The sequence below is a fragment of the Archangium lansingense genome (genome assembly GCF_026626635.1).
GTDB classification, from domain to species: domain Bacteria; phylum Myxococcota; class Myxococcia; order Myxococcales; family Myxococcaceae; genus Archangium; species Archangium lansingense.
The window spans coordinates 11,480,450-11,505,477 of record NZ_JAPNKA010000001.1 but is presented as its reverse complement, the minus strand read 5'-3'; the positions used below and the strand labels follow the sequence as shown (position 1 = coordinate 11,505,477).

14 protein-coding genes and 1 pseudogene are annotated in these 25,028 nt (G+C 66.4%); 5 read left to right on the top strand and 10 right to left on the bottom strand.

The features are described 5' to 3' along the window. Positions 1-59: 59 nt before the first annotated feature. The 5 genes from OV287_RS45990 to OV287_RS45970 form a co-directional block, all read right to left on the bottom strand. Positions 60-1,166 (bottom strand): hypothetical protein, encoded by a 1,107-nt coding sequence (locus OV287_RS45990; protein ID WP_267540408.1) that lies wholly within the window; start codon positions 1,164-1,166, stop codon positions 60-62. 12 nt (positions 1,167-1,178) lie between these two features. Beyond that, positions 1,179-3,380 carry an amidohydrolase family protein gene (locus tag OV287_RS45985; protein ID WP_267540407.1) on the bottom strand — a complete coding sequence of 734 codons (2,202 nt, stop codon included), beginning with the start codon at positions 3,378-3,380 and terminating at the stop codon, positions 1,179-1,181. Positions 3,381-3,425: 45 nt separating this feature from the next. Next, on the bottom strand, positions 3,426-5,915 hold the full coding sequence (locus OV287_RS45980) for a type VI secretion system Vgr family protein (RefSeq protein WP_267540406.1): 2,490 nt from the start codon (positions 5,913-5,915) through the stop codon (positions 3,426-3,428). Between the two features lie 146 nt (positions 5,916-6,061). Beyond that, positions 6,062-6,505 carry a proton-conducting transporter transmembrane domain-containing protein gene (locus OV287_RS45975; RefSeq protein WP_267540405.1) on the bottom strand — a complete coding sequence of 148 codons (444 nt, stop codon included), beginning with the start codon at positions 6,503-6,505 and terminating at the stop codon, positions 6,062-6,064. A gap of 132 nt (positions 6,506-6,637) precedes the next feature. Further along, complete coding sequence (locus OV287_RS45970) at positions 6,638-7,078, bottom strand: hypothetical protein (RefSeq protein ID WP_267540404.1); 441 nt, start codon at positions 7,076-7,078, stop codon at positions 6,638-6,640. A 142-nt stretch (positions 7,079-7,220) separates the two neighbouring features. Between OV287_RS45970 and OV287_RS45965 the strand changes: the two genes are divergently transcribed. Both OV287_RS45965 and OV287_RS45960 read left to right on the top strand, forming a co-directional pair. Continuing rightward, positions 7,221-8,057 (top strand): helix-turn-helix transcriptional regulator, encoded by an 837-nt coding sequence (locus OV287_RS45965; RefSeq protein WP_267540403.1) that lies wholly within the window; start codon positions 7,221-7,223, stop codon positions 8,055-8,057. Positions 8,058-8,158: 101 nt separating this feature from the next. Continuing rightward, positions 8,159-10,255 (top strand): sulfatase-like hydrolase/transferase, encoded by a 2,097-nt coding sequence (locus OV287_RS45960; RefSeq protein ID WP_267540402.1) that lies wholly within the window; start codon positions 8,159-8,161, stop codon positions 10,253-10,255. A gap of 710 nt (positions 10,256-10,965) precedes the next feature. On the opposite strand, the gene OV287_RS45955 is transcribed toward OV287_RS45960, so the two are convergent. Further along, positions 10,966-14,067 (bottom strand): Ig-like domain-containing protein, encoded by a 3,102-nt coding sequence (locus tag OV287_RS45955; protein ID WP_267540401.1) that lies wholly within the window; start codon positions 14,065-14,067, stop codon positions 10,966-10,968. A gap of 366 nt (positions 14,068-14,433) precedes the next feature. On the opposite strand from OV287_RS45955, the gene OV287_RS45950 reads away from it, so the two are divergent. Next, positions 14,434-15,366 carry a transposase gene (locus tag OV287_RS45950; RefSeq protein ID WP_267540400.1) on the top strand — a complete coding sequence of 311 codons (933 nt, stop codon included), beginning with the start codon at positions 14,434-14,436 and terminating at the stop codon, positions 15,364-15,366. A 22-nt stretch (positions 15,367-15,388) separates the two neighbouring features. Here OV287_RS45950 and OV287_RS45945 read toward each other — a convergent pair whose 3' ends face one another. The 4 genes and pseudogenes from OV287_RS45945 to OV287_RS45935 form a co-directional block, all read right to left on the bottom strand. Then, positions 15,389-18,118, bottom strand: a complete 2,730-nt coding sequence (locus OV287_RS45945; protein ID WP_267540399.1) for a galactose oxidase-like domain-containing protein — start codon at positions 18,116-18,118, stop codon at positions 15,389-15,391. Then, positions 18,115-18,411 (bottom strand): ATP-binding protein, encoded by a 297-nt coding sequence (locus OV287_RS45940; RefSeq protein ID WP_267540398.1) that lies wholly within the window; start codon positions 18,409-18,411, stop codon positions 18,115-18,117. The genes OV287_RS45945 and OV287_RS45940 overlap by 4 nt, the downstream gene beginning before the upstream one ends. A gap of 38 nt (positions 18,412-18,449) precedes the next feature. Further along, positions 18,450-18,632: pseudogene (locus OV287_RS56630) on the bottom strand (GAF domain-containing protein); the annotation flags it as partial. 260 nt (positions 18,633-18,892) lie between these two features. After that, positions 18,893-19,552 (bottom strand): hypothetical protein, encoded by a 660-nt coding sequence (locus OV287_RS45935; protein WP_267540397.1) that lies wholly within the window; start codon positions 19,550-19,552, stop codon positions 18,893-18,895. Positions 19,553-19,977: 425 nt separating this feature from the next. Here OV287_RS45935 and OV287_RS45930 point away from each other — a divergent pair, with 425 nt between their 5' ends. Together OV287_RS45930 and OV287_RS45925 are read left to right on the top strand one after the other, a co-directional pair. Then, on the top strand, positions 19,978-20,637 hold the full coding sequence (locus OV287_RS45930) for a hypothetical protein (protein WP_267540396.1): 660 nt from the start codon (positions 19,978-19,980) through the stop codon (positions 20,635-20,637). A gap of 560 nt (positions 20,638-21,197) precedes the next feature. Then, positions 21,198-25,022: a hypothetical protein gene (locus tag OV287_RS45925; RefSeq protein WP_267540395.1), complete on the top strand. Its 3,825-nt coding sequence runs from the start codon at positions 21,198-21,200 to the stop codon at positions 25,020-25,022. The last annotated feature ends 6 nt before the right edge of the window (positions 25,023-25,028 follow it).

The following is a 25,028-nucleotide window of genomic DNA, read 5'->3' as shown; positions in this document are numbered from 1 at the left end:
AAGCAATCCACCCGCGCCATCTCGTGGGGTGGCGGAGCGCCCGCCACGTGCCCGGCCCCTCACTTCGTGGGCGGCCTGGCGTCTGCCCCCTTCGCGGCGGGCAGTCGGGCAAAGCTCCAGCGGGTGACGGTCTGGGTATCGGGCGCCAGGGCGGCCAGGGCCAGGGGGGCACGTGTCCAACACAGCAGGTCCACGTTCTCGACGGAGCCCATCGCCAAGGGGGGACCCGGCGTCTCCTCCACCTGTTGGACGTAGAAGCGCGTGAGGCCCTTGGACGTGCTGCTGTACGCCAGCCAGCCGCCCTCGGGGGCGAACTCGCCCAGGCGGACGCTCTCGAGCGGGGAGAAGCCCGCCAGCGGCACCAGCTTCGCCTTGCCCTCGGCCCAGGTGGCTCGCCAGAGCGAGCATGCGTCCTTGCCGGAGGGGTCGTTTCCTCGGACGGTGAAGACGGCCAGGGGTTGGGTGGGATGAAGCCGCAGCTCATCCAGCTGGAGGCTTGCCGACACCAAACCTCCGAGCGCGGCCAGCAGCGGGTGCTCGATGGGGCCCGCCAGGTCCGGCCCGTAGGCTCGCACCTGCTTGTCCCGCCACAACACCAGCACCCCATTGCCGGCATCCCACTCGAAGTCCCCGGAGGTGCCCAGGTCGAGCTCGCCGAGCTTCTTCGCCTCCGGCCCGCTCACGTCGAGCACGCGCAGGCGGAACTGCACCCTGTCGGTGTCGAGGTAGTTCGTCATATCCCGGAACTGGACGGCGATCCGCCGGGGCTCCACCGACAACCAGCGGCCCCAGGTGGCGCTCTCGTCCAGCGAGTGCGTGATCATGAACAACTGGGGCTGCTTCCGGGCGAGGTTGTAGAGGATGAGCGAGCGGGACTGGAGATAGACGCACGTGTCTGGCAGTACCGCGGGCGAGACGCTCTCCAGGTTTCCCGCGGACACCATGGGGATGTAGTTCTTGGCGACCCTGGTGAGGTTGGCCTCGGTGTCGCCGAGCTGAAGCAGCCGCAGCGTGTCATCCAGCAGGATGGCGGCGACCGCGCCGGGCTGGGGCGTGGGGATGAGGACGGCCAGCATGTCCGGGTCCACCGGTAGCGGGTAGCTCCTGGCGGGCACGGGGAAGGGCTGGCTCTTGCTGAGGACGGCAAGCTCGGAGGGAGAAGACATGGAAGTCCCGGTTCAAGAGTCGGCGAGCACGTTCACGAAACGCACCTGGTCCTCATAGAGCAGGGCGCCATCCTCTCCCGCTTCCTTCTCCAACGTGTCGAGGACCGCCGCGAGGTTCTTGAGGATGGTGTAGTTGCGCTGGAGCTTCTCCGGCGTGTCCTGGAAGTGTTTCTTCTTCATGCGCTTGTCCACCTCGGGGCCGTTCATGAAGGTCTCGATCCCCTTCTTGAGGTTGTCGGCGATCTTCCCCAAGCCGTAGAAGCGCATCGGGTTGACGATGGCGAACTGGTAGAAGAGGTTGACCTTGCGAGGCAGCTTCAACTCCGCCTCCACCAGCGCCAGCCCTTCCATGGCCTCCTTGAACCAGTCCTGATAGCCCATGGGCTCGGCGAGGATCATGTACCAGTCGGTGCCGAACATGATCTTCTTGAGCATGTGCTCGTGCTTGCACACCTTCGCCAGGGCGCTCCAGTAGCGCACGGCGTCCGCCTTCTTCTCGTATCGCTTCTGCTCCTTCCCGGACATGTCGTACGACGTGATGGAGCGCATGAGCGGCAGGTACGAGAGGTCCGTGTAGAAGTGCTTGTACTTCTCGCAGAGCTCGACGATGGCGCTGACCCAGTTGCGGTCGTACGTGACGCCATCCCCGTCCCGGCACGGCCCACCGGGGTTGTCGTGGTAGCCCCACCAGATGTGCTTGTCGGAGGCGAAGTGCGCCAGGCACAGGCGCAGTGTGGGGTTCTTCTGCATGAGCAGAGCCCACGCGTCCGGGTGCAGATACTTCTCCTTGAAGTACTTGAGGCGCTTGGGATCGGACCGGGTGAGGCGGAGCTCACGCGCGAGCTCGTCGTAGGCCTCCTGGGCCTCGTCGTTGGCCGAGAGCGCCGTCTGGTACTCGTCGTAGGCCTTCCAGTACTCGGGATCGCTGGGAAGCGTCGCGGGCATCATCGGAGTGAGCTCGCCCTGCATGCCCCAGGCATAGGCGTCCTGGGGTAGCCCGTACTGGCGCATGTAGCCGTCGAACTTCTTTTCCGCCTTCGCGAGGTGCTCCTTGGCATCGAGGTACTTCTCGCGCTTGTTCGAGGCCTCCTTGTAGGCGTCCTTGTCCTCCTGGCTGAGCCCCTCCGCCGCCGCCGGGTCGAGGTCGATGAAGAGCTTGCGGTCGTGCGTGTAGTGCCCGCTGGGAGTGCAGTGCGTCATGATGGGGATGTCATCGCTGGCGCATCGGGCGAAGAATTTCTCCAGGCTGGGGACGAGCTCGTCGGTGGGCGTGTACCCCTGGGGCGTGTACATCTTGAAGCCGGCGAAGAGGCCCTCCTTCTTCTGGGTGGCCACGTGCTTGAAGGGGACGTCCCAGTTCGCGGCGAGCGTCGCGCTCTTGCCCGTCCACTGGATGAAGCGGCGCGGCTCGTAGTGGTACATGGGGATGAGCCGCAGGGGCTTGGAGCTGCACGCCAGCTTCGTCTCCAGCACCTGCTCGGACCACTTCTGATAGGCGCGCCACTCGAGGGGGTGGGCGTAGATCTTGTCCTCGCGCTCGTCGAGGCGCCCGGTGAGCCGGACGTTGAAGGTGTAGCGCGGATCTCCATCGGGCTGGGGCTCTACTTCGTAGACGCTCCTGCCCTTGTAGCCATCGAGGTGGCAGAGGTCCATGTCCATGGGAAGCGCGATGGAGATGCCCAGGAAGGAGTTCTGCCCGTCGCGCAGGTGCTTGGTAGAGGGGGTCTTGCGAATGGTGGAAGGGAGGCTGTCGTTGCTCTTGACGGTGTCGTGGCCGATCTTCAGCGTCGAGCGGTGGGACCAGCCGGCGATGCGCAGCATGGGGAGGAAGCTGAAGAGATTGCCTACCGTATTGAGGGTCCGGCGCGAGCCACTGGGGTTGGCCATGAAGCGGGCCTTGACCTCGAGCTGGGTGTAGTTGAGCACCGGGAACGGCAGGCAGTTGCCGCTCATGATGTGCATGTGCGCGTCGATGACGACCGGTGGCAGGGACACCAGCTCCGAGGCCTGGAGCTGGGCGCTCGAACCGCTCATCACCTCGGCATAGGCGTCGGGGATGCTGACCGTGTCCCCCGTCTTCAGCTCGTTGGGGCCGCGCTGGCCACGGAGCTTCTCATTGGCCTTGTGCTCGTAGATGTTGCTCCATTGCTTGAAGCCAAACAGGGAGGCGATGGCCTGGGGGGTATCACCGTCCTGGACGATATAGGTCTTCATGGCGTAGGGAAGAGGAGGAAGAAGGGGAGGTAAGGGGAGGGAGCGTCAGCTCTTGAAGACGCCCGCCTCGAGGTCCGGGAAGGAGATGCGGCACTGGCCGGGGGGGACGTCCTCCAGCTTCGCGCGCCCACTGCCATCGAGCCGGCCCTTCTTGAGGGTGCCATCTGGCAGCTCTACTTCATAGGCGACGTTCGCGAGGGCCTTGCCATCAGGTCCCTTGAGCTGGAACTCCATGGGGCCGGGCTTGGCGTCCTCCAGCTTCTCGATGTCCTTGAGGCTGGCGGATTTGTCCTTGAGGGAGCCGGCGGCCAGCATCTGAATCTTGGCACCCTTCATCTTGATGTCCGTGCCCTCCAGGGTGAGCGACTGGGCGAAGAGCTGGACGTTGCCGGACTTCTCGATGGAGAGGATGAGCTTCTCGTTGACGATGAGCGAGAACTTGTCGGCCTTGAGGGAGAACGTCTTGGCCAGCCAGGCCACAGCCTCGGTCACCTCCAGCTGGGACTCGGCTCCGACGTCTTGCTTCTGGTCCTTGCCCACCGTCTGGGTGAGCTGTCCCTTCACCTCCGTCGCATACCCCTTGGAGACCTTGCGCTCACTGTCCTTGGAGACGCTCTCCTGGCGGCTGCCAATGACATACTCGGTGTGCGCTCCAGCAATCTGCTCGGACTTGAGGCCGCCAACAGCCTCGTTGAAGGCCAACGCCACGTTGACGATGTAGCCCGCGCCAATGGTGAGGGCCTTGGCGGCCCCCACCGACTCCGAGGCCGCCTGCGTGACGATCGCCGTGAAGTTCTTCGCTACGGTGATGGTCTGGTTTCCTTCCACCGTCTCGCTGTGACTCCCGCTGGTGTTGGTGGTGCGGTTCTCGAGCACCTTCAGCGATTGGTTACCCTCCACGAGGCTGTCATCCTCGAGGGCAACGAAGAGGAACTGGTTGCCCTCCACCGTGCGGGCGCGCTCCTTCTTCACCAGCAAATCCTCGTAGCCCATCACCTGCTGGTCCTTGTCGTCCTCGGTGACGAGGTCCTCGTCCTTCTGCCCGTGGACGAAGAGCTCCTCCTCTCCGGCCGAGTCCTCTATCCGGAACTCGTTGAAGCCGTCACTGCCCAGGCTGGAGGCGCTCTTGAGGGTGGACTTCGTCTTGTCGTCCGGCAGCGCGTAGGGCGTCGGGTTGCTTCCGTTGTACACGGTGCCGGCAATCAGCGGCCTGTCCGGGTTGCCCTCCAGGAAGCGCACCACCACCTCCTGCCCCATTCTCGGCAGGTACAGCGCGCCCCACGCCGGGCCACCCCACGCCTGTCCCACGCGCACCCAGCACGAGGCCTTGTCGTCCCGCTGGCCCTCCCGGTCCCAGTGGAACTGCACCTTGATGCGCCCATGCTCGTCCGTGTGGATTTCTTCGCCCCCCGGCCCCACCACCGTCGCCGTCTGCAATCCGGGGATGTGCGGCAGGGGCGTCGTACGCCTGGGCCGGAAGGGCACGCTGGACGGCATGCACTTGAAGCTGTTGCGGTACAGGTTGCCCAGCGCTTCCCTGCTCCCCCGCGTCTCCGGCTGCTGGCCCGAGTGCACCACCTCCACCACCACGTACTCGCCGGCGTGGACGCCCGCGTCCTCCACCTCGAAGCGATAGCCCGGTGTCAGCCGCGGGCACACGCCCTCGCCCTCCAGCGTGCGGGCCGCCTGCACCGCCTCTTCCAGCCGCACCTTCGCCGCGCCCTTGCCCACCGCGGGCGCCACGTACTCGCCCGGATAGTCGTACACCTCCAGCGCATCCTGTCCGTTGCTGGAGTCCTGCGTCTTGCCCGACACGTCCAGTGAGGGCTTCTCGAAGTCGTAGTCCTTCAGGTGCACCTTGCCCGGCCTCAACCGGTGCACCCGCTGCAGCGAGGAGAGGTACTCCTTGTCCTCGGCCAGGCCCTCGTTCTCTCGCAGTGGCAGCTTGGCCCCGCCCGGCAGCGCCTCGTGCACGTTGGGCTTGTCTCCCACCACCAGCACATGCCCGTCCTCCGTGTGCTGGAAGAAGTAGAAGAGGCCCTCCCACTCCATGAGCCGGCTCACGAAGGCGAAGTCCGTCTCCCGGTACTGCGTGCAGTACTCACGCGCCTCGTGGCTGCCGCTCAGCGACAGCTTCACCTCCACGCCCCCCTCCTCCAGCACCGCCTTCACTATCTGCGGCACCGTCTTGCCCTGGAAGATGCGGCTGCGCTTCACCCGCGTGAGCCACCAGGCCCTGGGCACCACCGAGGCCTGGTACCGCCAACGCCCTCCCTGCTGGCTCAGCGTGTCCACCGCGCGCACCCGCCCGTGGACATGACGCGTCCTCCCCTCGGGCAGAAGCACCGTCAGGAGCGCTTCGGCTCCCAACAGCTCCTGCGCTTCCAGGGGCTCGTCCTCCAGTGGATGGAAATCCACCTGGAACTCGTAGAGGCGGTTGAGCCCCTCACGTCCCGAGATGTGGCTGACTGACAGGCTCTCCGCCTCGTAGGACCCCACCTTGAAGGAAAAGGCGGGCGCTCGGGTCTCGCTCATGGACCCCCTCTTTCTGGGACTTGAGCGGAACAATACTGGGAGTGAATGCTTTCCAACAGTCCCAGTCCGGGAATCATAAGGTGCGAGGGGCGCACACCTTGGGAACAGCGGGCATCGAACCCGCCGCCAGGAGGGTTGCTCCGACCTCAGGGAAGGGGCAGACCGCCGATGATGACCTGGGGCGCCATGCCCAGCACGAGCAGCGCCGTGATGATTCCCACGACGACGACGCGCTCTCGCAGGAGCAGGTCCGGCGCAACGGAGCGGACCGGCGCCCCGAGGAACACTCGCGTGTAGCCCCGGAGTGTGGCGATCGCGAGCAGGACGCTGGCGAGGATCAACGCCGCGGTCGCGACGATGCTCTCCTCCCAGGCCGCATGAAGGAGGAGGTCATCGGCGACAAACCCCGCTGTGGCGGGCAGGCCTACCCCTGCCGCACCGAGCACGGCGAACGCACCCGCGAGGTGTGGGAAGGCGCCCACCCGTCCACCGTACCCATCGAGGGACACGCTTCCGCAACGCGCCTCGAGCGCCGTGACCACCATGCCGAGACCACCGACAGCCAGGAGCCGCGTCAGCACGGAGAACACGGCCGCCGCATCAATCCACCCGCGCCATCCTCTGCTTCCTCGGCTCCTCCACCGTCGCGGCCAAGCAGAGGCTCTCCTTCTGGGGGCCCGCCTCCGTCCCCGCTTGAGGGAGTCACCGGCTCAAGCCCAGGCTTACGGCGAGGGTGGCAGGAGCTCCGGTGGGATGGGGTGCTCCGCGTCCTCGTCCTGCCAGACCACGCTTGCGATCCACCAGCGCTGACCGTCGAAATAGAGCTGGATGTAATTGACGCCTCGAGTATACCGGCTGCCATCCGAGCGCCTGAGCAGCTCATAGCTGGACGCCACATGGGCAATGTTGCCATAGCGGTGCACGATGCGGCGGAGCTCCGGCTCACGGAAACCCTCGCGCATCAGCGGCTCCGCTTGTGCCACGAAGGACGGATGATCGAACACCGTCAGCTTGCTCCCAATCGCGACGAAGTGGATCCACGGAGCGTAGAGCGTCCTGTCCCTGGCCCACTGCCGCGGTGCGTCCGGGGCTACATTCACGACCTCGTAGAAGGCGCGTATCACCCCGTCAATGGTGCTGACATCTTCCGGATTGGCGGGCACCGTCTCAACATGGACGGAAGGAGGGGTTGTCTCTGGGGCATGGGCGCCTGCGGCCACGAGCAGAAGTTCGTTGACAGGAACGGTTCGCATGGCCGCCAATATGGAACCTGGCCGGCACGGCCGCTGTCAGAATCTTGCTCGAATGAACTGGGAACTCGCCTTTCCAATGCGCACGCTGCTCCACGGGCGTGAGTTCTTCGTGGGTGAATGGCATTGCGCTGGCGGCTCGCCGCGTCCTCCCTGCTGGCGGGAGAGAGCCCTCTATTACGAGGTGGATCTCCTCCAGACTGGAACGCACGTGCGTGACCTGGGGCATCAACGCAACGTGGTGGATCCGACGACGGCCGCGCTCCATGCACCATCGGATGAGTATTGGATGGCCGCTCCCACGGAACGTCCTCAGCGGGGCACGCTGCTCCTGCTCCGGGGCGCACTGGCCGAGGAGCTGATTCCTCGTCTGCCCACGCGAAGCTGTTCCATTTCACCGCAAGCCGCGCGCCTTCATGCCCAGCTCTTGCACTCCGAGGATCCACTGGCCCGGGAGGAGACTGCGTTGTCGCTGGTACGGTGTGTGTTGTCGGATGCGGGGGCTCAACCGGAACGGGCTCGGAGCGTTTCCCGCGCATGGCGCCGCTTGAGCGAGGAACTGCAACACGTGATGGCCACTCGCTTCAAGGAGCGTTTGTCTTTGGAGGTCATGGCCTTCGCGTGCCGCACCTCTCCCTTTCACGCGAGCCGTGTCTTCCGGGCCGTGACGGGTGAGACCCTGCACCGGCACCTCACCCGAGTGAGGCTTCGCGCGGCCCTCTTCGAGCTCCCGGGCGCTGCCGGACGTTTGACCGAGCTTGCCCTTGCCATGGGCTTTTCATCCCACAGTCATTTCACGCAGGCCTTCCGGGAGGAATTCGGCTGTGCGCCCTCCTCTCTGGTGGGCGGGCCTGCTCGTGGACGGAAAATCCCTTCACTGGAGAAGGATTGAGACAGGGTGGTGACCTTCTCCACGACAGCACGGTGCCAGGCGTGTGGCGTCCCTGGTGCCCCCACCCAAGCTGAACCTCACCCGCCCACACAGGAGGCACCATGACCGACGAGCCCACCGAGAGCCCCGACAAGCCCATCGAAGCGCTCTTCTCGAAGCTACCGAACATCCTCATGATTATGGTCGATCAGCTCCGCTACCCCGAGCCGGGGGATGGAGGCTTCGCCAACCCGATGAAGGAGATCCTTTCGTTCCTGGGCAGCCTCGAGGGGAACGCATACGCCGAGCACTTCCCCGGCTTCTGCAAGCTGCGGGAGCACGCGGTCGTCTTCACCGACCACATGATCGCGGAGAGCGCCTGCATCCCGAGCCGCGCCTCCATCTTCACCGGCCAGTACGGCCCGCGCACCGGGGTCACGCAGACGGACGGTCTGTTCAAGAGCGGCAACGCGAGCAACTTCCCCTGGCTCCGCCACGACGGAGCGCCCACGATCGGCGACTGGTTCCGCGAGCTGGGCTACAGCACCCACTACTTCGGCAAGTGGCACGTCAGCGACCCGCTCGACCACACGCTGCGCGCGTACGGCTTCGAAGACTGGGAGCTGTCGTGGCCCGAGCCGCATGGCGCGTCGACCAACAACATGGGCGCCTACCGGGACTTCCAGTTCGCCGACCTGGCCTGCTCCTTCTTGCAGGCGCGGGGCCTCGGCGTGCCGTTCGACCGCACTTCGGCGCAGCTCTCCGTCGACTTCCCGAACAGCAGCACGACGCCGCCCACCCGCCCCTTCCTCGCGGTTTGCTCGTTCACCAACCCCCACGACATCGCGGTGTACCCGTCGCTCACCCGTGCGCTCAGGCCGGCGACCTACGACGCCCCGACGCGCACCTGGCTCCCGCAGGAACTCGTCGGCCCCGGCGGCTCGGTGCCCGTCCCGACCCAGGGCACCTACAGCGCCGAGCCGACCCAGGGCACCTTCCGGATCCCGCTGAACCCGACGGGCTTCCCCCAGGACTGCGCGACCCCCTCGCCGACCCAGGACGAGGACCTGCTCGAGAACAACAAGCCCAGCGCGCAGTACGACTACTCGTTGAAGTGCGGCATCGGCCTCGCCGCCAAGGTGGGCCTGGCCGCCGCGCAGGCGATCGTCGGCGACAAAGATGATGAAGAGACGATCCTCGAGCGCGCCGTCGAAGCGACCCTGGCCAGCGCCATCCCCTTCCAGCTCCAGAAGGACGCGGCCGGCGCCGCCCTCGGCTTCCTCCAGTACTATGGGTTCGCGATCGCGATGGTGGACCGGCACATCCTTCGCGTCCTCGAGACCCTCGAGCGCTCCGGGCTCAAGGACGACACCCTCGTCGTCTTCACCGCGGACCACGGCGAGTACGGCGCGAGCCACGGGATGATGATGGAGAAGTGGCACGGCGCCTACCGGGAAACGGTGCACGTCCCCTTCCTCGTGAGCAACCCCAAGATCAACGAGAGCCCGAGGCCGGTGGCGATCCACGCGCAGACGAGCCACGTCGACATTCTCCCGACCCTGCTCGGGCTCGCCACGGGGACCCTCGCCAAGGAAGCGGGCAAGGAGGTGCTCGATCTCGCTGGCGTCCGCCGCCGCCTCTCGAAGACCCACCTCGCCGCGCCGCTGCCGGGGATCGACCTGTCGCCCGTGATCGCTCAGCGCGGAGGCCCGGTGCTGTGGCCCGATGGCACGCCGCGCGAGGGGACGCTCTTCGTGACCGACGACATGATCACCGAGCCGTTGCCCAAGGACGACGACCCCCACAACGAGCAGGGCTGGGACCAGTACCGCGTGTTCAAGGCGACGGTCGACCACGTGCGCAAGACGTACACGGCGCTCACGCCCGGGCCGGTCGTGCAGCCGGCCCACGTGCGGGCGCTGCGCTCGGGGCCGTGGAAGCTGGTGCGCTACTGCGACCCGTGGAGCGAGAAGCCCGTCGCGGACCAGTGGGAGCTCTACAACCTCGAGGTGGACCCGACCGAGAAGACGAACCTGGTCGTGGCCCAGGCGGCGGTGCCGACCGTCATCCCCGAGGGGCAGCTCCCGCCGGGGCTCACTCGCGCCGGGATTGAGGCGCAGTTGAAGACCATGACGCCCGAGCTCGCGCGGCAGGAGGCGGCGTTCCTCTCGCCGTACCCGAGCAGCTACCCGACCGCCGGCATCGACGCCGAGCGTTGACCTGACATGCCGCCGGCGCTTCGCGCACCATCGCGCGGCGAGAGGTGTCAAAGAACTCGTTCCGACACCTCGCGCCGGCGAGAGGTGTCAAAGAACTCGTTCCGACACCTCTCGCTCCCCGAGTCGTCCCTACGAGTCGTCTGACACCCTCTCTGACACCCTCTCTGGCCTCTCGGCGTTGCCCTTTCGGGCACGAGGCGAGCTCTCCCCGGGTAAGAACATCAACATTCACCGCACGAGCGCCGGCTTTACGTCACCTCGCCTTGGTCACCGGAGCTTCGCGGTCATTGGCCCGCTCGCTCCGCTCGGTGCCGCCTCACAGCCGGTTCCTGTTCGTCGCCCCGCGGTTTCGTTCCCCGCTTCCTTCACGTCGGCCTCACGGTCCGGCGCTCTGCGGTTCCCTTCGTTCGCGGTGACCTGCTTCCGGGAGGACTTCCACCTCCATGTCGATGCCCATGCCGGGCGCACCAAAGCGGAAGGGGAAGGACCCGGGTGGATCCTTCCCCTTCCGCTGACGGACGCGCTCCCTCGGGGAGAACGTCGGGGCGGGGGCATCTTGCTTGGCCACCCCTCTCGATTCATGGATTGCTGTCCCTGCGAGCCGGGCTGCTGCTTTCGGCGGCAGGTGTTCCCTAGCTACCCGACCCACCCGCGGGCCGCTGTGAAGCGGCCCACAGGCGTCCTGTGAAGCATTTCACTCCGGACCGCGCCTAGTAATAGGCCCTGAAGACCAGGTCATCGCGGTCATCGGGGGCGAACCAATCATTCGAGCACACCGTCCCGCTGTACGAGGCCCGCAGCACGGTCCGGATGGCGATGTTGCTCGCCCACGGCAGGGTGATCGTCCCAGTCTTCACCTGCGAGCCAGTGGTGCTGATGGAGAAGGACAACCCGGTGTAGGTCCAGCTCGGGGACTCGGGAGTCGAGGTGATGTAGAACTCCAGCCGGTCCGCTGAGGAAGAGGCCCGGATGGTGGCCTCGATCTGCACCGTCTTCCCATAGGTGATGGGCCCGCCGTCCAGGCTGGAGACCTTCACACGCTCCACCGACAGCCCGGTGTCGTAATAGTTCTCGATGCAGGCGTCGCCGAGCGTATTGGGCGCATTGGGCTCGATGCCGCTGCCCTTGCCGGTGAGGAGCGAGCCGGAGTCGCAGCTCGACCCCGAAATGCTACACCGGGGCGCACGCAGCGTGCTGTCGTACTGCGCCAGGACCGGCCCGTTCGAGGGAATGGTGACCGTCACGCCCGCGCTCGTCCCCACGTTGCCCGCGGAGTCATACGCCTTGGTGCTCAGCGTGTGCGAGCCCACGGTCGAGGTGGTGGTGTTCCAGCTCAGGCTGTAGGGCGAGGTCGTGTCGGTGCCGAGCAGCGTGGTGCCATCGTAGAACTCGACGCGGGTGACGATCTGGTTGTCCGAGGCGCTCGCCGTCAGGGTCACCGTCCCGGTCACCGTCGCCCCCGAGGCCGGAGAGGTGAGTGCCGTGGTGGGCGCGGTGTAGTCGTGGCGCACCGTCACGTTGAGGCCCCACGCGGAGGTCTGCCCCGCCGTGTCGTAGGCCCTGGCCGACAGGTGGTGCGTGCCATCCAGCACCGTGGCGCTGTTCCAGCTCACGGTGTAGGGCGGCGCCGTCAGGGTGGCGATGACCGTGCTGTCGACCTGGAACTCGACCCGGGCCACGCCCACGTCGTCCGAGGCCGTGGCCGCGAGGGTGATCACGCCGCTCACCGTGCTGTTCGCCGCGGGTGAGGTCATCTGGACGGTGGGGTTCTTGTCGTTGGCGACCGTCACCGCCACGCCCGCCGAGACGGTGCTGCGACCCGCCACATCATGGGCCCTGGCGGTCAGCGTATGCGTGCCGTTGTCCACGATGCGGGTGTTCCAGGTCAGGGTGTACGGCGGGGTGCTCACCGTGCCGATGAGGGTGGTGCCGTCATAGAACTCGACCCGGGCCACGCCCACGTCGTCCGAGGCCGTGGCGGTGAGCGTCACGGACATCCCGCTGACGGTCGCACCGGCCGTCGGAGAGGTCAGCGCCACGGTGGGCGGAGCGGAGTCCACCGGACCCGAGACGGGGAAGACCAGGTCGTCGCGGTCGTTGTACGAGCCCGTGTCACACGTCGAGGCCGCGCCGCTGTAGCGGAACACCCCTCGGACGGCCTGCAGGGAGGAGACCGCGGGCAGCGTGTAGGTGGCCGAGAGCGTCTGCGCTCCGGAGGCGGTCGGCGTTAGCGTCGCGAGGAAGGTCCAGGTCGGGCTGTTCGCGTTACCGGTGTAGTAGAGGTCCACCTTGTTGGAGGAGGCCGAGTACACCCAGGCGGTGGCGTCGACCCGCACCGTCTTGCCCGTGGCCATGGGCGTCCCATCCACCGTGGACACCCGGAGCCGATCGAGTGACTCGTCCGTGTGGTAGGTCCCCGACGTCCCGTCGGCGCACGAGCCACCCAGGGTGTTCGGGTGGTTGGGCTCGGGCCCCAGGGGACCCCGGCCGTTGAGCAGCGCGCCGGAATCACAGACCGCTCCGGCCTCGGTGCACCGGGGGGCACGCAGGGTGGTGTCGAAGACGGCCGCCCCCGGAGTGATGCACACGTTGCTCGCGGAGCACGTCTGATCACCCGGGCAGGTGCCGCACGAGAGGGAGCCGCCACAGCCGTCGGAGACCGTGCCGCAGGTCTTCCCCTGCGCCGCGCAGGTGGTGGGGACGCAGGAGGACGTGTCGGTGTACAGCTCCGCGGTGGCGAGGGGATTGGAGCCATCGTGCCCGCCAGCGACGAGGACCTGGCCCCCGTCGAGCGGCACCGCCACGAAGCCGCTCCGCGCGACCGTCAGGGGGCTCGCCGGGCTCCACGTCGCCGTGGTCGGGTTGAAGCGCTCCGCGCTCGGGGTCGGACCACCACCGCTGTCGATGCCCCCCAGCACGACGACCTCTCCCGACGGAGTCACGTACGCCCGATGCTGGGTCCGAGCCAAGGACAGGGAGCCGGCGAGGCTCCAGGTGTTCGTGGAGGGCTCGTAGAGCTCGGTGGCCGAGGTCGTGGTTCCGCCCCCCAGGCCGCCAGCGATGAGCACCCGGCCGTCCGCGAGCCGCGTGGCCGTGTGGTTGCTATGCGCGGCGTACATGTTGCCGGCGGAGCTCCAGGTGCCCGTGGAAGGATCGAACAGCTCCGCGGAGAAGAGCTGCGTCCCCGAGCTGTCCGTACCACCCGCCACCAGGACCTTGCCATCGGACAGCAGCGTCGCGGAGTGGCCGTAGCGCGCGGCCGTCATGGGGGGCACGGTGCTACCATTGCCGCCCACCGGATCGATGATCCGGGCGCTGGCCAGGGAATAGCCGCTCTCATCCACGCCGCCGCTCATCAGCACGCGACCGTCGGCGAGCGCGACCGCCGCCGCGAAGTAGCGGGACACATCCGAGCCCACGGTGGTCCACGTCCCGGTGGCCGGGTCGTAGAGCTCGTTGGACACGGTCGGCAGATCGTTCTTGCCCGCCACCACCAGGACCTTGCCGTCGGACAGCAGTGTCGCGGTGTGGCCATAGCGCCCGTCCGCGAGCTGCCCGGTGGCGCTCCAGGTGCCCGTGGCCGGATTGTAGAGCTCGGCCTTGGCTCGGGGCGGCTGAAGCAGGTTGTTGTTACCGCCGACCACCAGTACGCGGCCATCCCCCAGGCGGGTGCCCGTGAAGTGGACGCGTGCGTCCGCCATCGAGCCCGTGGCCGTGGAGAGCTCGGAGCGCTTCACCTCGACGTCGGACGACGGCTCGACCTCGTGGCAGCCCGTGATGCAGGCCAGGACACTCCACACGACGAAAGACAATCTGAATCGGTTTCTTACTGACATGGTGACCCCCTCGAAAAGAAAAAGCGTGGGCACGCTACCTGCCGGGTCTGACAGGAGTTGGACAGGACGAAGAGGAAGAACGGGCCTGACACGGACAACGGCCTTGCTCAAGTCGAGTCGGATACCTGTCACGCAGGAGCGACGGCGCCCACGGGGGCGCGCCGCTCCTGTCAGGACAGGACCAGGACCCAGAGACGGTGTCAAAGGACTCGAAATGAAGGAGGCGAGCGAGAACGAGACCTGGCGTGGACGGGTGAACCCACCGGCCTGCGAGTCTTTCTGAGGAGTTGTGATTGGCCCGAGGGGTGCATCGACCTCGCGGACTGTACGGAGGGGAAGGGGATGGGCTGGCCGCTGAGGATGTTCCAAGAGGAGGGCTACTACTTCGTGACGTCCAGGTGTTTCCAGGGACGGCTGCTGCTGCGTCCCAGCGCGAAGGTGAACGAGGTGGTGGGTGGCGTGCTGGCGCGAGCCGTCCAGCAGAGCGCCGGCAACGTACGGCTGCATGCCTTCACCTTCGCGTCCAACCATTTCCACCTGCTGGTGTGGACCCGAGGCGTGGCGCTCGCCTCCTTCATGCAATACCTGCGCGCCAACCTCTCCAAGAAGGTGGGACGGTTGGCGGACTGGAGTGGAGGCTTCTGGGAGCGACGCTACTCAGCGGAGCCGGTGCTGGACGACACGGCGCTGGTGGGGCGGTTGCGCTACGTGCTGGCCCATGGAGTGAAGGAGGGACTGGTGGAGAGGAGTGCCGAGTGGCCGGGACTCACGTGTCTACCGCAGCTGCTGGGGCCGGCGAGGCGGCTGTTCCAGTGGTTCAACTGGACGAAGCGCTGGAGCAAGAGGGGGAGCGAGGACACGGCAGAGGGGGAGGGGCGCTTCGCCGAGGAAATCGCCGAGCCAGTGGAGTTGGAGGTGGCGCCACTGCCGTGCTGGGAAGGACTGGGGGAGGAGGAGCGGCAGCGAGAGGTGAGGGGACTGGTGGAGCAGGTGGAAGCCGAGGCGCGTGCACGGAACACGCCTGTGTTGGGGGCCCGGGCCGTGCGGGCACAGCACCCGCATACCCGGCCCGAGCACCTCGAGCGCAGCCCGCGGCCGTTGGGGCATGCCTCGACGCGCCAGGCCTTGAAGGAGTTGCGTGAGCAGTACCGGGCCTTCGTCGCGGCGTTCCGAGAGGCGGCGGCGCGGTGGATGCGCGGGGATTTCTCGGCCAGCTTTCCGCTCTTCTCTTTTCCGCCGCGTGTCGTGCCGGGTCGCGTCACTCGAATTCTCTGACACCCTTTCGGCAACACGCCCTTCAGGGCCGGGTGATGCGCAGCTCCAGGTCGAAGGACACATCACTCGAATCGGCCGAGCGCTGCTTCACCATCACCGCGAGCGTGTTCTCCCCGGCCACGAACGCGGAGGCGTCGATGTCCGCCTCGTACAGCGAGTTCTCCCCGCTGGCCGTGGCGTAGGCGGAATGCGCGGTGCTCCCCACGTTGCGCGAGGTGACGGGCCTGCCGTTCACCCAGAGCACGAAGCCATCGTCGTGGAGCACCTTGAGCCGGGCACCCACCGCCGTGTCAGGCAGGGTGAGCTTCTTGCGGAAATACACGCTGGGCTGGGCTGGCCGGGTGCGGCGCAGGACGGTGTGCTCGTCCGAGTCCCCATAGCCGAGCTGGCCCGGTCCGCTGCGCCAGGCCGAGTCGTCGAACGACGCACTCGTCCACGCCGGACCCGGGTCCACATTGCCGTCGTCGAAGCGCCAGGAGCCACCGAAGGCAATCGCCACATAGGTGGCCGCGTTGGACAGGGTGAAGGGCGCATCGCTCACGTCGCGCACCTCGGACATCCGCGAGTCGGTGATGCGCACCAGCGCGTTCGTGGAGGCCTCGGCCGGCACGAGCCAGTCGTAGCTCCCCGTATCCGCCACTCCACGGGCGATGCTCTTCCAGGTGCCACCGCCATCCGTCGAGTACTCCAGGTCGACACTTTCGCTCCCCTCCCCGTGGCCCAGCCATTGGATGCGCTCCGCCGTTCCCGCCTGGAAGCGCTCACCACCGTTGGGCCGCTCCACCTTCAGTGACGCCGTGGGGTCATCCCCTCCAGAGACGCTCAGCGACAGCTCGAGGTCGAAGGACACATCGCTCGAGCTCGAGCTGGACTGCTTCACCATCACCGCGAGGGTGTTGGTGCCCTTCACGAAGGCATCGGGCGGGAGGCTGGCCTCGGCCCGCGAGTTCTCCCCGCTGGCCGTGGCATAGGCGGAATGCGCGGTGCTCCCCACGTTGCGCGAGTACACCTGCCTCCCGTTGACCCAGACAGCGAGACCATCATCGAAGAGCACCTCGAGCGCCGCCGCCTCCACCACTCCATCCACGACGAACGTCTTGCGGAAGTAGACGCTGGGTTGGAGCGGGACGGTCTTGCGCAGCACCGTCTTCTCGTCCCCATCGCCATAGCCGAGCTGGGCGGCACCCACGCGCCAGCCCGAGTCGTCATAGCCGGGCGACACCCACGCGGCGCCCGGGTCCACGTTCCGGTCGTCGTACTTCCAGGAGGAGCCGAAGCCCACCACCACCTTTTCACCGGGAGGTGGAGGGGGTGGCGGCGGAGGCGGCGTGACGGGGCCCCCGAGCCGGATGATCTTCGCCACGGACGGTACGCCCCTGCCGTCCACCAGGAACATCATGTAGTGGCCCGGAGGCGCCACGTTGGGGCTGGAGGGCGCGGTGACGGAGAGGTTGCCGCTGCCCGCCCGGAAGGCCATCCGCAGGAAGCGCTGGTTCTCGTCGAAGGCGTGCGTCACAGAGGGCAGACGCACCAACGTCACCTGGGTAATGGACTCGGCCCGGTTGGTGGAGACGGTGAAGCCCTGCCCGTAGCCGAACGTCTCGGGGGCGGAGAGGATGACGGGGCGCTCGCCCTTGAAGAGGTAGGGCGGAGAGAACACCTGCATCGTCTTCACCCGCCGGCTGCCCGCGGAGAGCACACGCCCATCCGGCAGCAGCACCGTCACCCCGTGGTAGCCGCGGTAGGCACCCATCGAGGCGAGCTGGCTCCAGGTCTCGGTGCGCGGATTCCACAGCTCCGTCTCGTAGCGGGGGGAGCCCGGGTCATCGAGCACCGCGCCGCTGTGCCCGCCAGTCACCAGCACCGTGCCGTCGGGTAGGAGGGTGGTGTTGTGCTGCCGGCGCACGTAGCTCATGGGTGCCACCGCACGCCAGGCGGGAGTGGCCTGGTTGAGGTCGATGACCTCGGCGCTGTTGGTAGGAGGAGAATCCCCGCCGATGATCATCACCTTGCCCACGTCGTACATCACCGCCGAGCCGTAGCCGCGCTTGTGGCCGTAGCGCGACCTTGGCCCGGGGCTCCAGGCCCCCGTGCCGCTCGTCGACAGCCACTGCGAGGTCGCTTCCGCGCCGACCATGAGGACCTGTCCGTTGGGCGCGACGAACATCCACGGGTAGTAGGGCAGGAGGCGGGAGGCCCCGGTGAGCTTGCGCCAGGAGTTCGTGGCGGGGGACCAGACCTCCGGGATGGTGTTGGCGACTCCGTCCTCGGTGCCACCCGCCACCACGAGCACCTCTCCATTGGGCAGGGTGGTGTTGGTGGGGTACCAGCGGCCCTTGTCCATGTCCGGAAGCCGCGTCCATTGCAGGGTGAAGGGATCGAAGAGGACCGCGTCCGGCAGGCCGTGGTCGTCCATGATGTGGCCGCCTGCGATCAGCAGCCGCCCGTCCGCCAGGAACGAGTGCCCCGCGCAGAAGATGTTGAAGCCCGGTGGCGTGAGTTGCTGGAGACGGTCCACCGTGGGGTCCCAGAGATAGGGGCCATCGTCTCCCGCGTCCCACTCGGAGAAGAACAGCACCTTGCCGGTCGGCAGCAGGTGGGCGTGCACCGCCGGGACGGGCCATTCCTTCACCGGACCCCACTGTCCCACCACCGAGGGGTCGGCGGTCTGTGCCCCCGCCATGGCGCCCAGGCAGAGCACCCACGCGCACAGCGCCCAGCCCAGGTACCGCCCATGTGCCAATGGTTTCATGCGCCCACTCGCTGAAGCTTGAAGCCCAGAGGGTAGACACGGTCCGCCGCCGGACCATCCCTGCCCCGAGTGGGTAGGAGTGTCGCGAACCAGACGCTACGCACGAAGCGCTCGAAGACGTGGGGAAGCCTGTCCGGCGCGATGCCGATGCCGTGGTCCCTCACCGTGAGGCGCGCGATTCCATTGTCCGAGGTGACGGAGAGCTCGACGGGCTTGTGGTCGCCGAACTTGATGGCGTTGGCCTGAAGGTTGGTGATGACCTGCTCGAGGCGGCTCCTATCCCAGCGGCCCATGACGGGGGTGTCCGCCAGGATGAGGAACCGATGCTCTTGTCCTGGGCGATGAGCGGCACGGCCATGACGGACCGGATGTCGAAGGAGCGCATCACCTCGAGGTGCTCGGCATCATGGCTGAGGGCCCGGAGGAGCTCCTCGGAAATCTCGGGAATGACCTGCGGCTCTCCCGTGCGCAAGGCCACCACCCCCGGCTGGCGTATAGGCGGGATAGAAGCCATGTAGAGGGTGAGGGCTGGAGAGGAGTGGCCGAGAAGGGCCGCAGCCGGGGCCAGCAAGGCCGAGCGCCGCGCCGGGACACGGGACGGAGCAACCCCATGGGGCACCCCCCAGCCCTGGCCGCCCACGATTGAGGCGTGTCGCGCGGCCCTCCTGGACGACCACCTTCCCAGGCCCTCTCCCGCACGCTCAGATGGTCGCTATCAATGAAATACAGGAGCGCACGCCGCGATGAACGGCCCATCCACCGCCCAGGGAGGCTTTACGGGTGGACGATCGTGCCCGATCCACCGCCATTGGTATAAACGAAGGCCAGGCAGTTCCCGTCGGCAGTCCTCGTCATGGTGATGTCCCATCGCGTGAGCGTGCCGCCTTCATTGGCGGTGAAGACGCCATGCCAGGGCCACTGACCTTGGTACCACGTGTCCGCGAAAGCCCGGTCTTGCCCACCCGAGTTGTAGTTCAGATCGTTGAAGGCCAGCAGCGCACGTCCATCGATCGCCACGGTCGTCTGAACGGTTCCGGTCGTGACCACGGGTGAATTCGCGAAGAAGAAGGCCTCGTTGTCGGTGGCAAAGCCGTAGCCGCATGTCACGTCGAGCTCGAAATGCTGGTTGCTCGATTGGAGCTGGAGATAGCCACCGCCGAACATGCCTCCGCTGCCCGGAATCGTATAGACCGTGCCGTCGGTGCTGGAAACCAGGCCCTGAACGTTCTGAGCGTGCTGAGCGCCCAGAGAGTCCTGAAGCCTCTGGGGCCGAGTCGCAGTTGGGACGCCCTGAGGCTGAGCTGGACTATGAGGACCGGTGTCGCCCTCGAAGCCCTGCTGCCCCTGGGGCTCGGGCTCGCCCTGAGGGCTGTTCATCTGGCCGTTGCAGGCCGCAAGGGAAATCATTGCCAGAAGTGTCAGTGAGAGTCTCATGTAATTTCCGTCAGGCAAGAGGTGACCCGAAAGGCCGGGGAGTCTGAAATGGACTCTCCGCGCTCGATAGCAAGCACTGGGCCAGCACGGGTTGAGGGTGCATCGCGAGGGGCGCTCCGCGCTCTGCCAGAGGGCGTGACTCCCAAGGTGAACGTCTGTGAGGAAGACATCGAGGGCTTCGAGGGACGTGCCGACATGCCGCCGACATGCCGCCGACATGTCGGCCCCTGGCCGGGCCGGTGGAGGCGCGTTCCAGGCTCCACTGGCCGCGGGCAGCGCCCTCTCGAGAGCACTGCGTCCGCCCAACAGGGGCCCAGTCCTTCCGCTGCTCCCCGTCACGCTCCCGTCACTCCTGCTCTGTTACACAGGCCCGTATGCAGGCTTTCGAGAATCCTATTGAAATCCTTCAGCCGAGGGCGAATACCATGATGAAGCCATCCAGGAAGTGGAACCTGGCCGAAGTGTTGCGGACGCGCGGCGTGATGATTCTCGGTGCGGCGCTCGTTTTGTCAGCCTGTGGGAGCCTCGAGGAGGCCTCGGCTCCCGTCGAGCAGGCGCTCTCGACCGCGAAGCAGGCCGCGGCCTGCGAGGATTGCGAACCCGGGGGCGGGGGCGGAGGTGGAGGGCCCGTCACTCCCCACATTGAATTCTTCGAAGGCAATAATGCCTCCCAGGACTCGCTGGGCAAGGTCTACCTGCCCCCCAACGGCGAATTCCGTTCCTATGATCTGACCGCAGCGGGGACCAACATCGGCATCCCCAACGACGAGGCACGCTCCATGGTGCTTCGCAATATTCCCGCGGGGACCCTCATCGTCCTCTGCGACTGCCCCCACTCGGCGGAGCAGTGCCTGTTCGCGGACTGGGTCTACTACAAGGTCCGGTATGAAACCATCGTGTCGAAGACCATTGGCTCATTCGAGGAGGACCTCCCCTCAAGTTCGGAAAACCTCGTCATGGGCTATTGGCAGCACCCCTGGCGCAGCGGCAGCGAGCGGGTCATGGATGGCAAGGTGTCCGTCATCCAGGTGTTCGCTCCAGGGGTCCCCGACGAGGTCGTCAGCTCCGTGGGCTGTGACTACTGAGCCCGCGCTCCACAACAGGGGGGCGCTGACTCCGTGCTTCAGGGAGCTCCCCTGCTGCCTGCCGGCCTCAGCGCTTGGATTCACTGTGCCCACGCCAATTTCAAAAGTGCGTCAGAACTGAATTTTTCTCAAGATTCGTCCAAATCAGTTAACAGGGACGTTCCTTGGTCGATGGACGGTCGGGACCAAAGACAGCGCTCCAGCTGGGCCTGGATGTCATCGCCGCCGTGGCGCTCCGCGGAGTACCCTCGGGAGAGCTGTCCGCAGGCTGCTTCACGGTCAGGGGTGAGCAACGATGGTCAGGTGGTGGGGCGGGCCGGGGCCGCCACCGGAAGGACGGTGTGCGCTGCGCGCAGCCGTCAGGAGGGACACTCATGTGGAATGGAATGGGCGCGGGAAGCTTTCGCTCCGCGCTGAAGGTCAACCTACTCTCGGCGGCTGCGCTGATGCTGTGCGCATCCTGCGGAACGCCGGAGCGGGGGACAACAGAACGAGAAGGGCAGCTGGGCTCGGTTGCATTTCAGGTCCAGACCCCCAGCGTCGACACGGACGACGATGGCATGGACGACGAGTGGGAGGCCCAGTACTTCGGGAACCTGTCACGCAACGGGACAGATGACTTCGACAGCGATGAGATGACCGACCTGGAAGAGTACAGCCAGGCGTTCAACCCCACCGTCAAGGACTCCTTCCAGGATGCGGATGGAGACCGCTACCCCAACATCTTCGAGCTGCGCAACGGAGGAGATCCGAACAATGCATCGAGCCATCCGTCGCCGACGTACACGGTGAATGCGGCGGGAGGAGGCACGCACACGACGGTCAACGCAGCCGTGACGGCAGCGAATGTGACGAACGGCGCGTATCAGATCATCGCAGTGGCACCGGGGGTCTATGCTGGCAGCGGGAACGTTGGAATCTCCATCGCCGCGTCGAAGCCGAAGCTGCTCATCATCGGCACGGGCGGGGCGGAGAAGACAGTCATGGACGGGGGAGGCACGACGACAGGGTGGACTGTGAACAACTCGTCTGTCATCGAGTCGCTGACAATCCGAGGGACGACGCGGGCATTGTACATATCCAACTCGACGCAGCAGGAAGTGCGGCTGGTGGACGTGTTGGTGAAGGACAACGCCGGGTCATCCCTGCCTGGCGGGCTGTACGTGGGGAGTGGAGCGAAGGTGTACGTGACGGGCTCCACGTTCCTCAACAACACCAACAGCAGCACGTCCACGACGGCTGGACAGCAGGTGGAGGTGAATAACGGAGTGCTGACACTCACCAACACGGTGGTGTGGGGCAGCGGGACAACCGGCACGCCGCTTTACCTCAACCCCACCAATGGCCAGCTGGTGAGTCAGCACAGCCTGGTAAAGGGGAGGACGTTGACGGGGACGGGCAACCTGCCCGGAGACACCGACCCGAAGCTGCGGTTTGACGGGCGGTTGCAGTGGAACTCTCCGCTGCTGCGCGCAGGCGTGGTGGGCACCTTCTCCCAGTGGGACATGGACCTGGAGGCGCGGCCAGCGACGACGCCGGACGTGGGTGCGGACCAGTGGGTAGACGCGGATGGGGATGAGCTGGCGGACGTCTGGGAGATGGAGCAGGCGGGGAACCTGACGACACTGACGGGCAGGGCGCAGGACGCCGACAGCGACGGGCTCACCAACGAGCAAGAGTATGGGCTGGGCGCCAAGGCAGCCGTCGCGGACACGGACGAGGATGGCCTCTCGGATGGTGCGGAGCTGAACCAGCATGGAACCAACCTGCACAAGGCGGACACGGATGGTGATGACATGCCGGACGGGTGGGAGGTGTCCAACGCCCTGAACCCGCTCGTCGCGAATCGGTTCGAGGACGCGGACGGGGACCGTTACCCCAACGTGTTCGAGTATGCCCGGTCGAGCAACCCGCAAGATGCTCAGTCCACGCCGACGCCCAACTACACGGTGAATGCGGCGGGAGGAGGCACGCACACGACGGTCAACGCAGCCGTGACGGCAGCGAATGTGACGAACGGCGCGTATCAGATCATCGCATTGGCACCGGGAGTCTATGCTGGCAGCGGGAACGTTGGAATCTCCATCGCCGCGTCGAAGCCGAAGCTGCTCATCATCGGCACGGGCGGGGCGGAGAAGACAGTCATGGACGGGGGAGGCACGACGACAGGGTGGACTGTGAACAACTCGTCTGTCATCGAGTCGCTGACAATCCGAGGGACGACGCGGGCACTGTACATATCCAACTCGACGGAGCAGGAAGTCCGGCTGGTGGACGTGTTGGTGAAGGACAACGCCGGGTCATCCCTGCCTGGCGGGCTGTACGTGGGGAGTGGAGCGAAGGTGTATGTGACGGGCTCCACGTTCCTCAACAACACCAACAGCAGCACGTCCACGACGGCTGGACAGCAGGTGGAGGTGAATAACGGAGTGCTGACACTCACCAACACGGTGGTGTGGGGCAGCGGGACAACCGGCACGCCGCTTTACCTCAACCCCACCAATGGCCAGCTGGTGAGTCAGCACAGCCTGGTAAAGGGGAGGACGTTGACGGGGACGGGCAACCTGCCCGGAGACACCGACCCGAAGCTGCGGTTTGACGGGCGGTTGCAGTGGAACTCTCCGCTGCTGCGCGCAGGCGTGGTGGGCACCTTCTCCCAGTGGGACATGGACCTGGAGGCGCGGCCAGCGACGACGCCGGACGTGGGCGCGGACCAGTGGGTAGACGCGGATGGGGATGAGCTGGCGGACGTCTGGGAGATGGAGCAGGCGGGGAACCTGACGACACTGACGGGCAGGGCGCAGGACGCCGACAGCGACGGGCTCACCAACGAGCAAGAGTATGGGCTGGGCGCCAAGGCAGCCGTCGCGGACACGGACGAGGATGGCCTCTCGGATGGTGCGGAGCTGAACCAGCATGGAACCAACCTGCACAAGGCGGACACGGATGGTGATGACATGCCGGACGGGTGGGAGGTGTCCAACGCCCTGAACCCGCTCGTCGCGAATCGGTTCGAGGACGCGGACGGGGACCGTTACCCCAACGTGTTCGAGTATGCCCGGTCGAGCAACCCGCAAGATGCTCAGTCCACGCCGACGCCCAACTACACGGTGAATGCGGCGGGAGGAGGCACGCACACGACGGTCAACGCAGCCGTGACGGCAGCGAATGTGACGAACGGCGCGTATCAGATCATCGCATTGGCACCGGGAGTCTATGCTGGCAGCGGGAACGTTGGCATCTCCATCGCCGCGTCGAAGCCGAAGCTGCTCATCATCGGAACGGGCGGAGCGGCGAAGACAGTCATGGACGGGGGAGGCACGACGACAGGGTGGGTTGTGAACAACTCGTCTGTCATTGCGTCGCTGACAATCCGAGGGACGACGCGGGCGCTGTACATATCCAACTCGGCGCAGCAGGAAGTCCGGCTGGTGGACTTGTTGGTGAAGGACAACGCCGGGTCATCCACGCCTGGCGGGCTGTACGTGGGGAGTGGAGCGAAGGTGTACGTGACGGGCTCCACGTTCCTCAACAACACCAACAGCAGCACGTCCACGACGGCTGGACAGCAGGTGGAGGTGAATAACGGAGTGCTGACACTCACCAACACGGTGGTGGGGGGCAGAAGGACAACCGGCACGCAGCTTTATCTCAACCCCACCAATGGCCAGCTGGTGGGTCAGCACAGCCTGGTAAAGGGGCAGACGCTGACGGGGACGGGCAACCTTCCTGGAGACACCGACCCGAAGCTGCGCGCGGATGCACGCCCGCGCAGCACCTCCCCGCTCCGAGGAGCGGGCCTGACCGTGCCTTCCTCCAGGTTCGACATGGAGCTAGAGAACCGGCCACAGGTGAACCCGGACATCGGGGTGGACCAGTGGGGAGATCAGGACGCGGATGGGCTGCCGGATGGGTGGGAGCTGGCAGAGACAGGAGGCCTGTCCGCGCTGAGCGGCACAGACGCCGATGCGGACGAGTTGAGTGACCTGGGGGAGTACGACTGGGAGACCGAGCCACTCAATCATGACACGGACGGCGACCTCGCCCCGGATGGACGCGAGGTGCAGTTCGGCACCAACCCGAACGTCCCGGACAGCATCGACATCGGAGTGGACCTCAACCAGGACGGAATCCTGGATGGAATCGGGGTGCAGCTGGGCTACCTGTTGGGCAGCCTCGACATGGACGGCGACTCCCTCTCCAATGCGGATGAGCTGCTGAGAGGGACGAACCCGCTGCGGGCTGACTCGGATGGGGACGGGGTCTCCGACGGGCAGGATGTCTTCCCGCTGGACCCGCTCATGAACTCGTTCCCTCAGGTGCCTTCGGACGTGACGCCTCCGCTCATCCAACTGACGGCCCCCTGGAACGCTGTCCCGCTCTAGACGCCC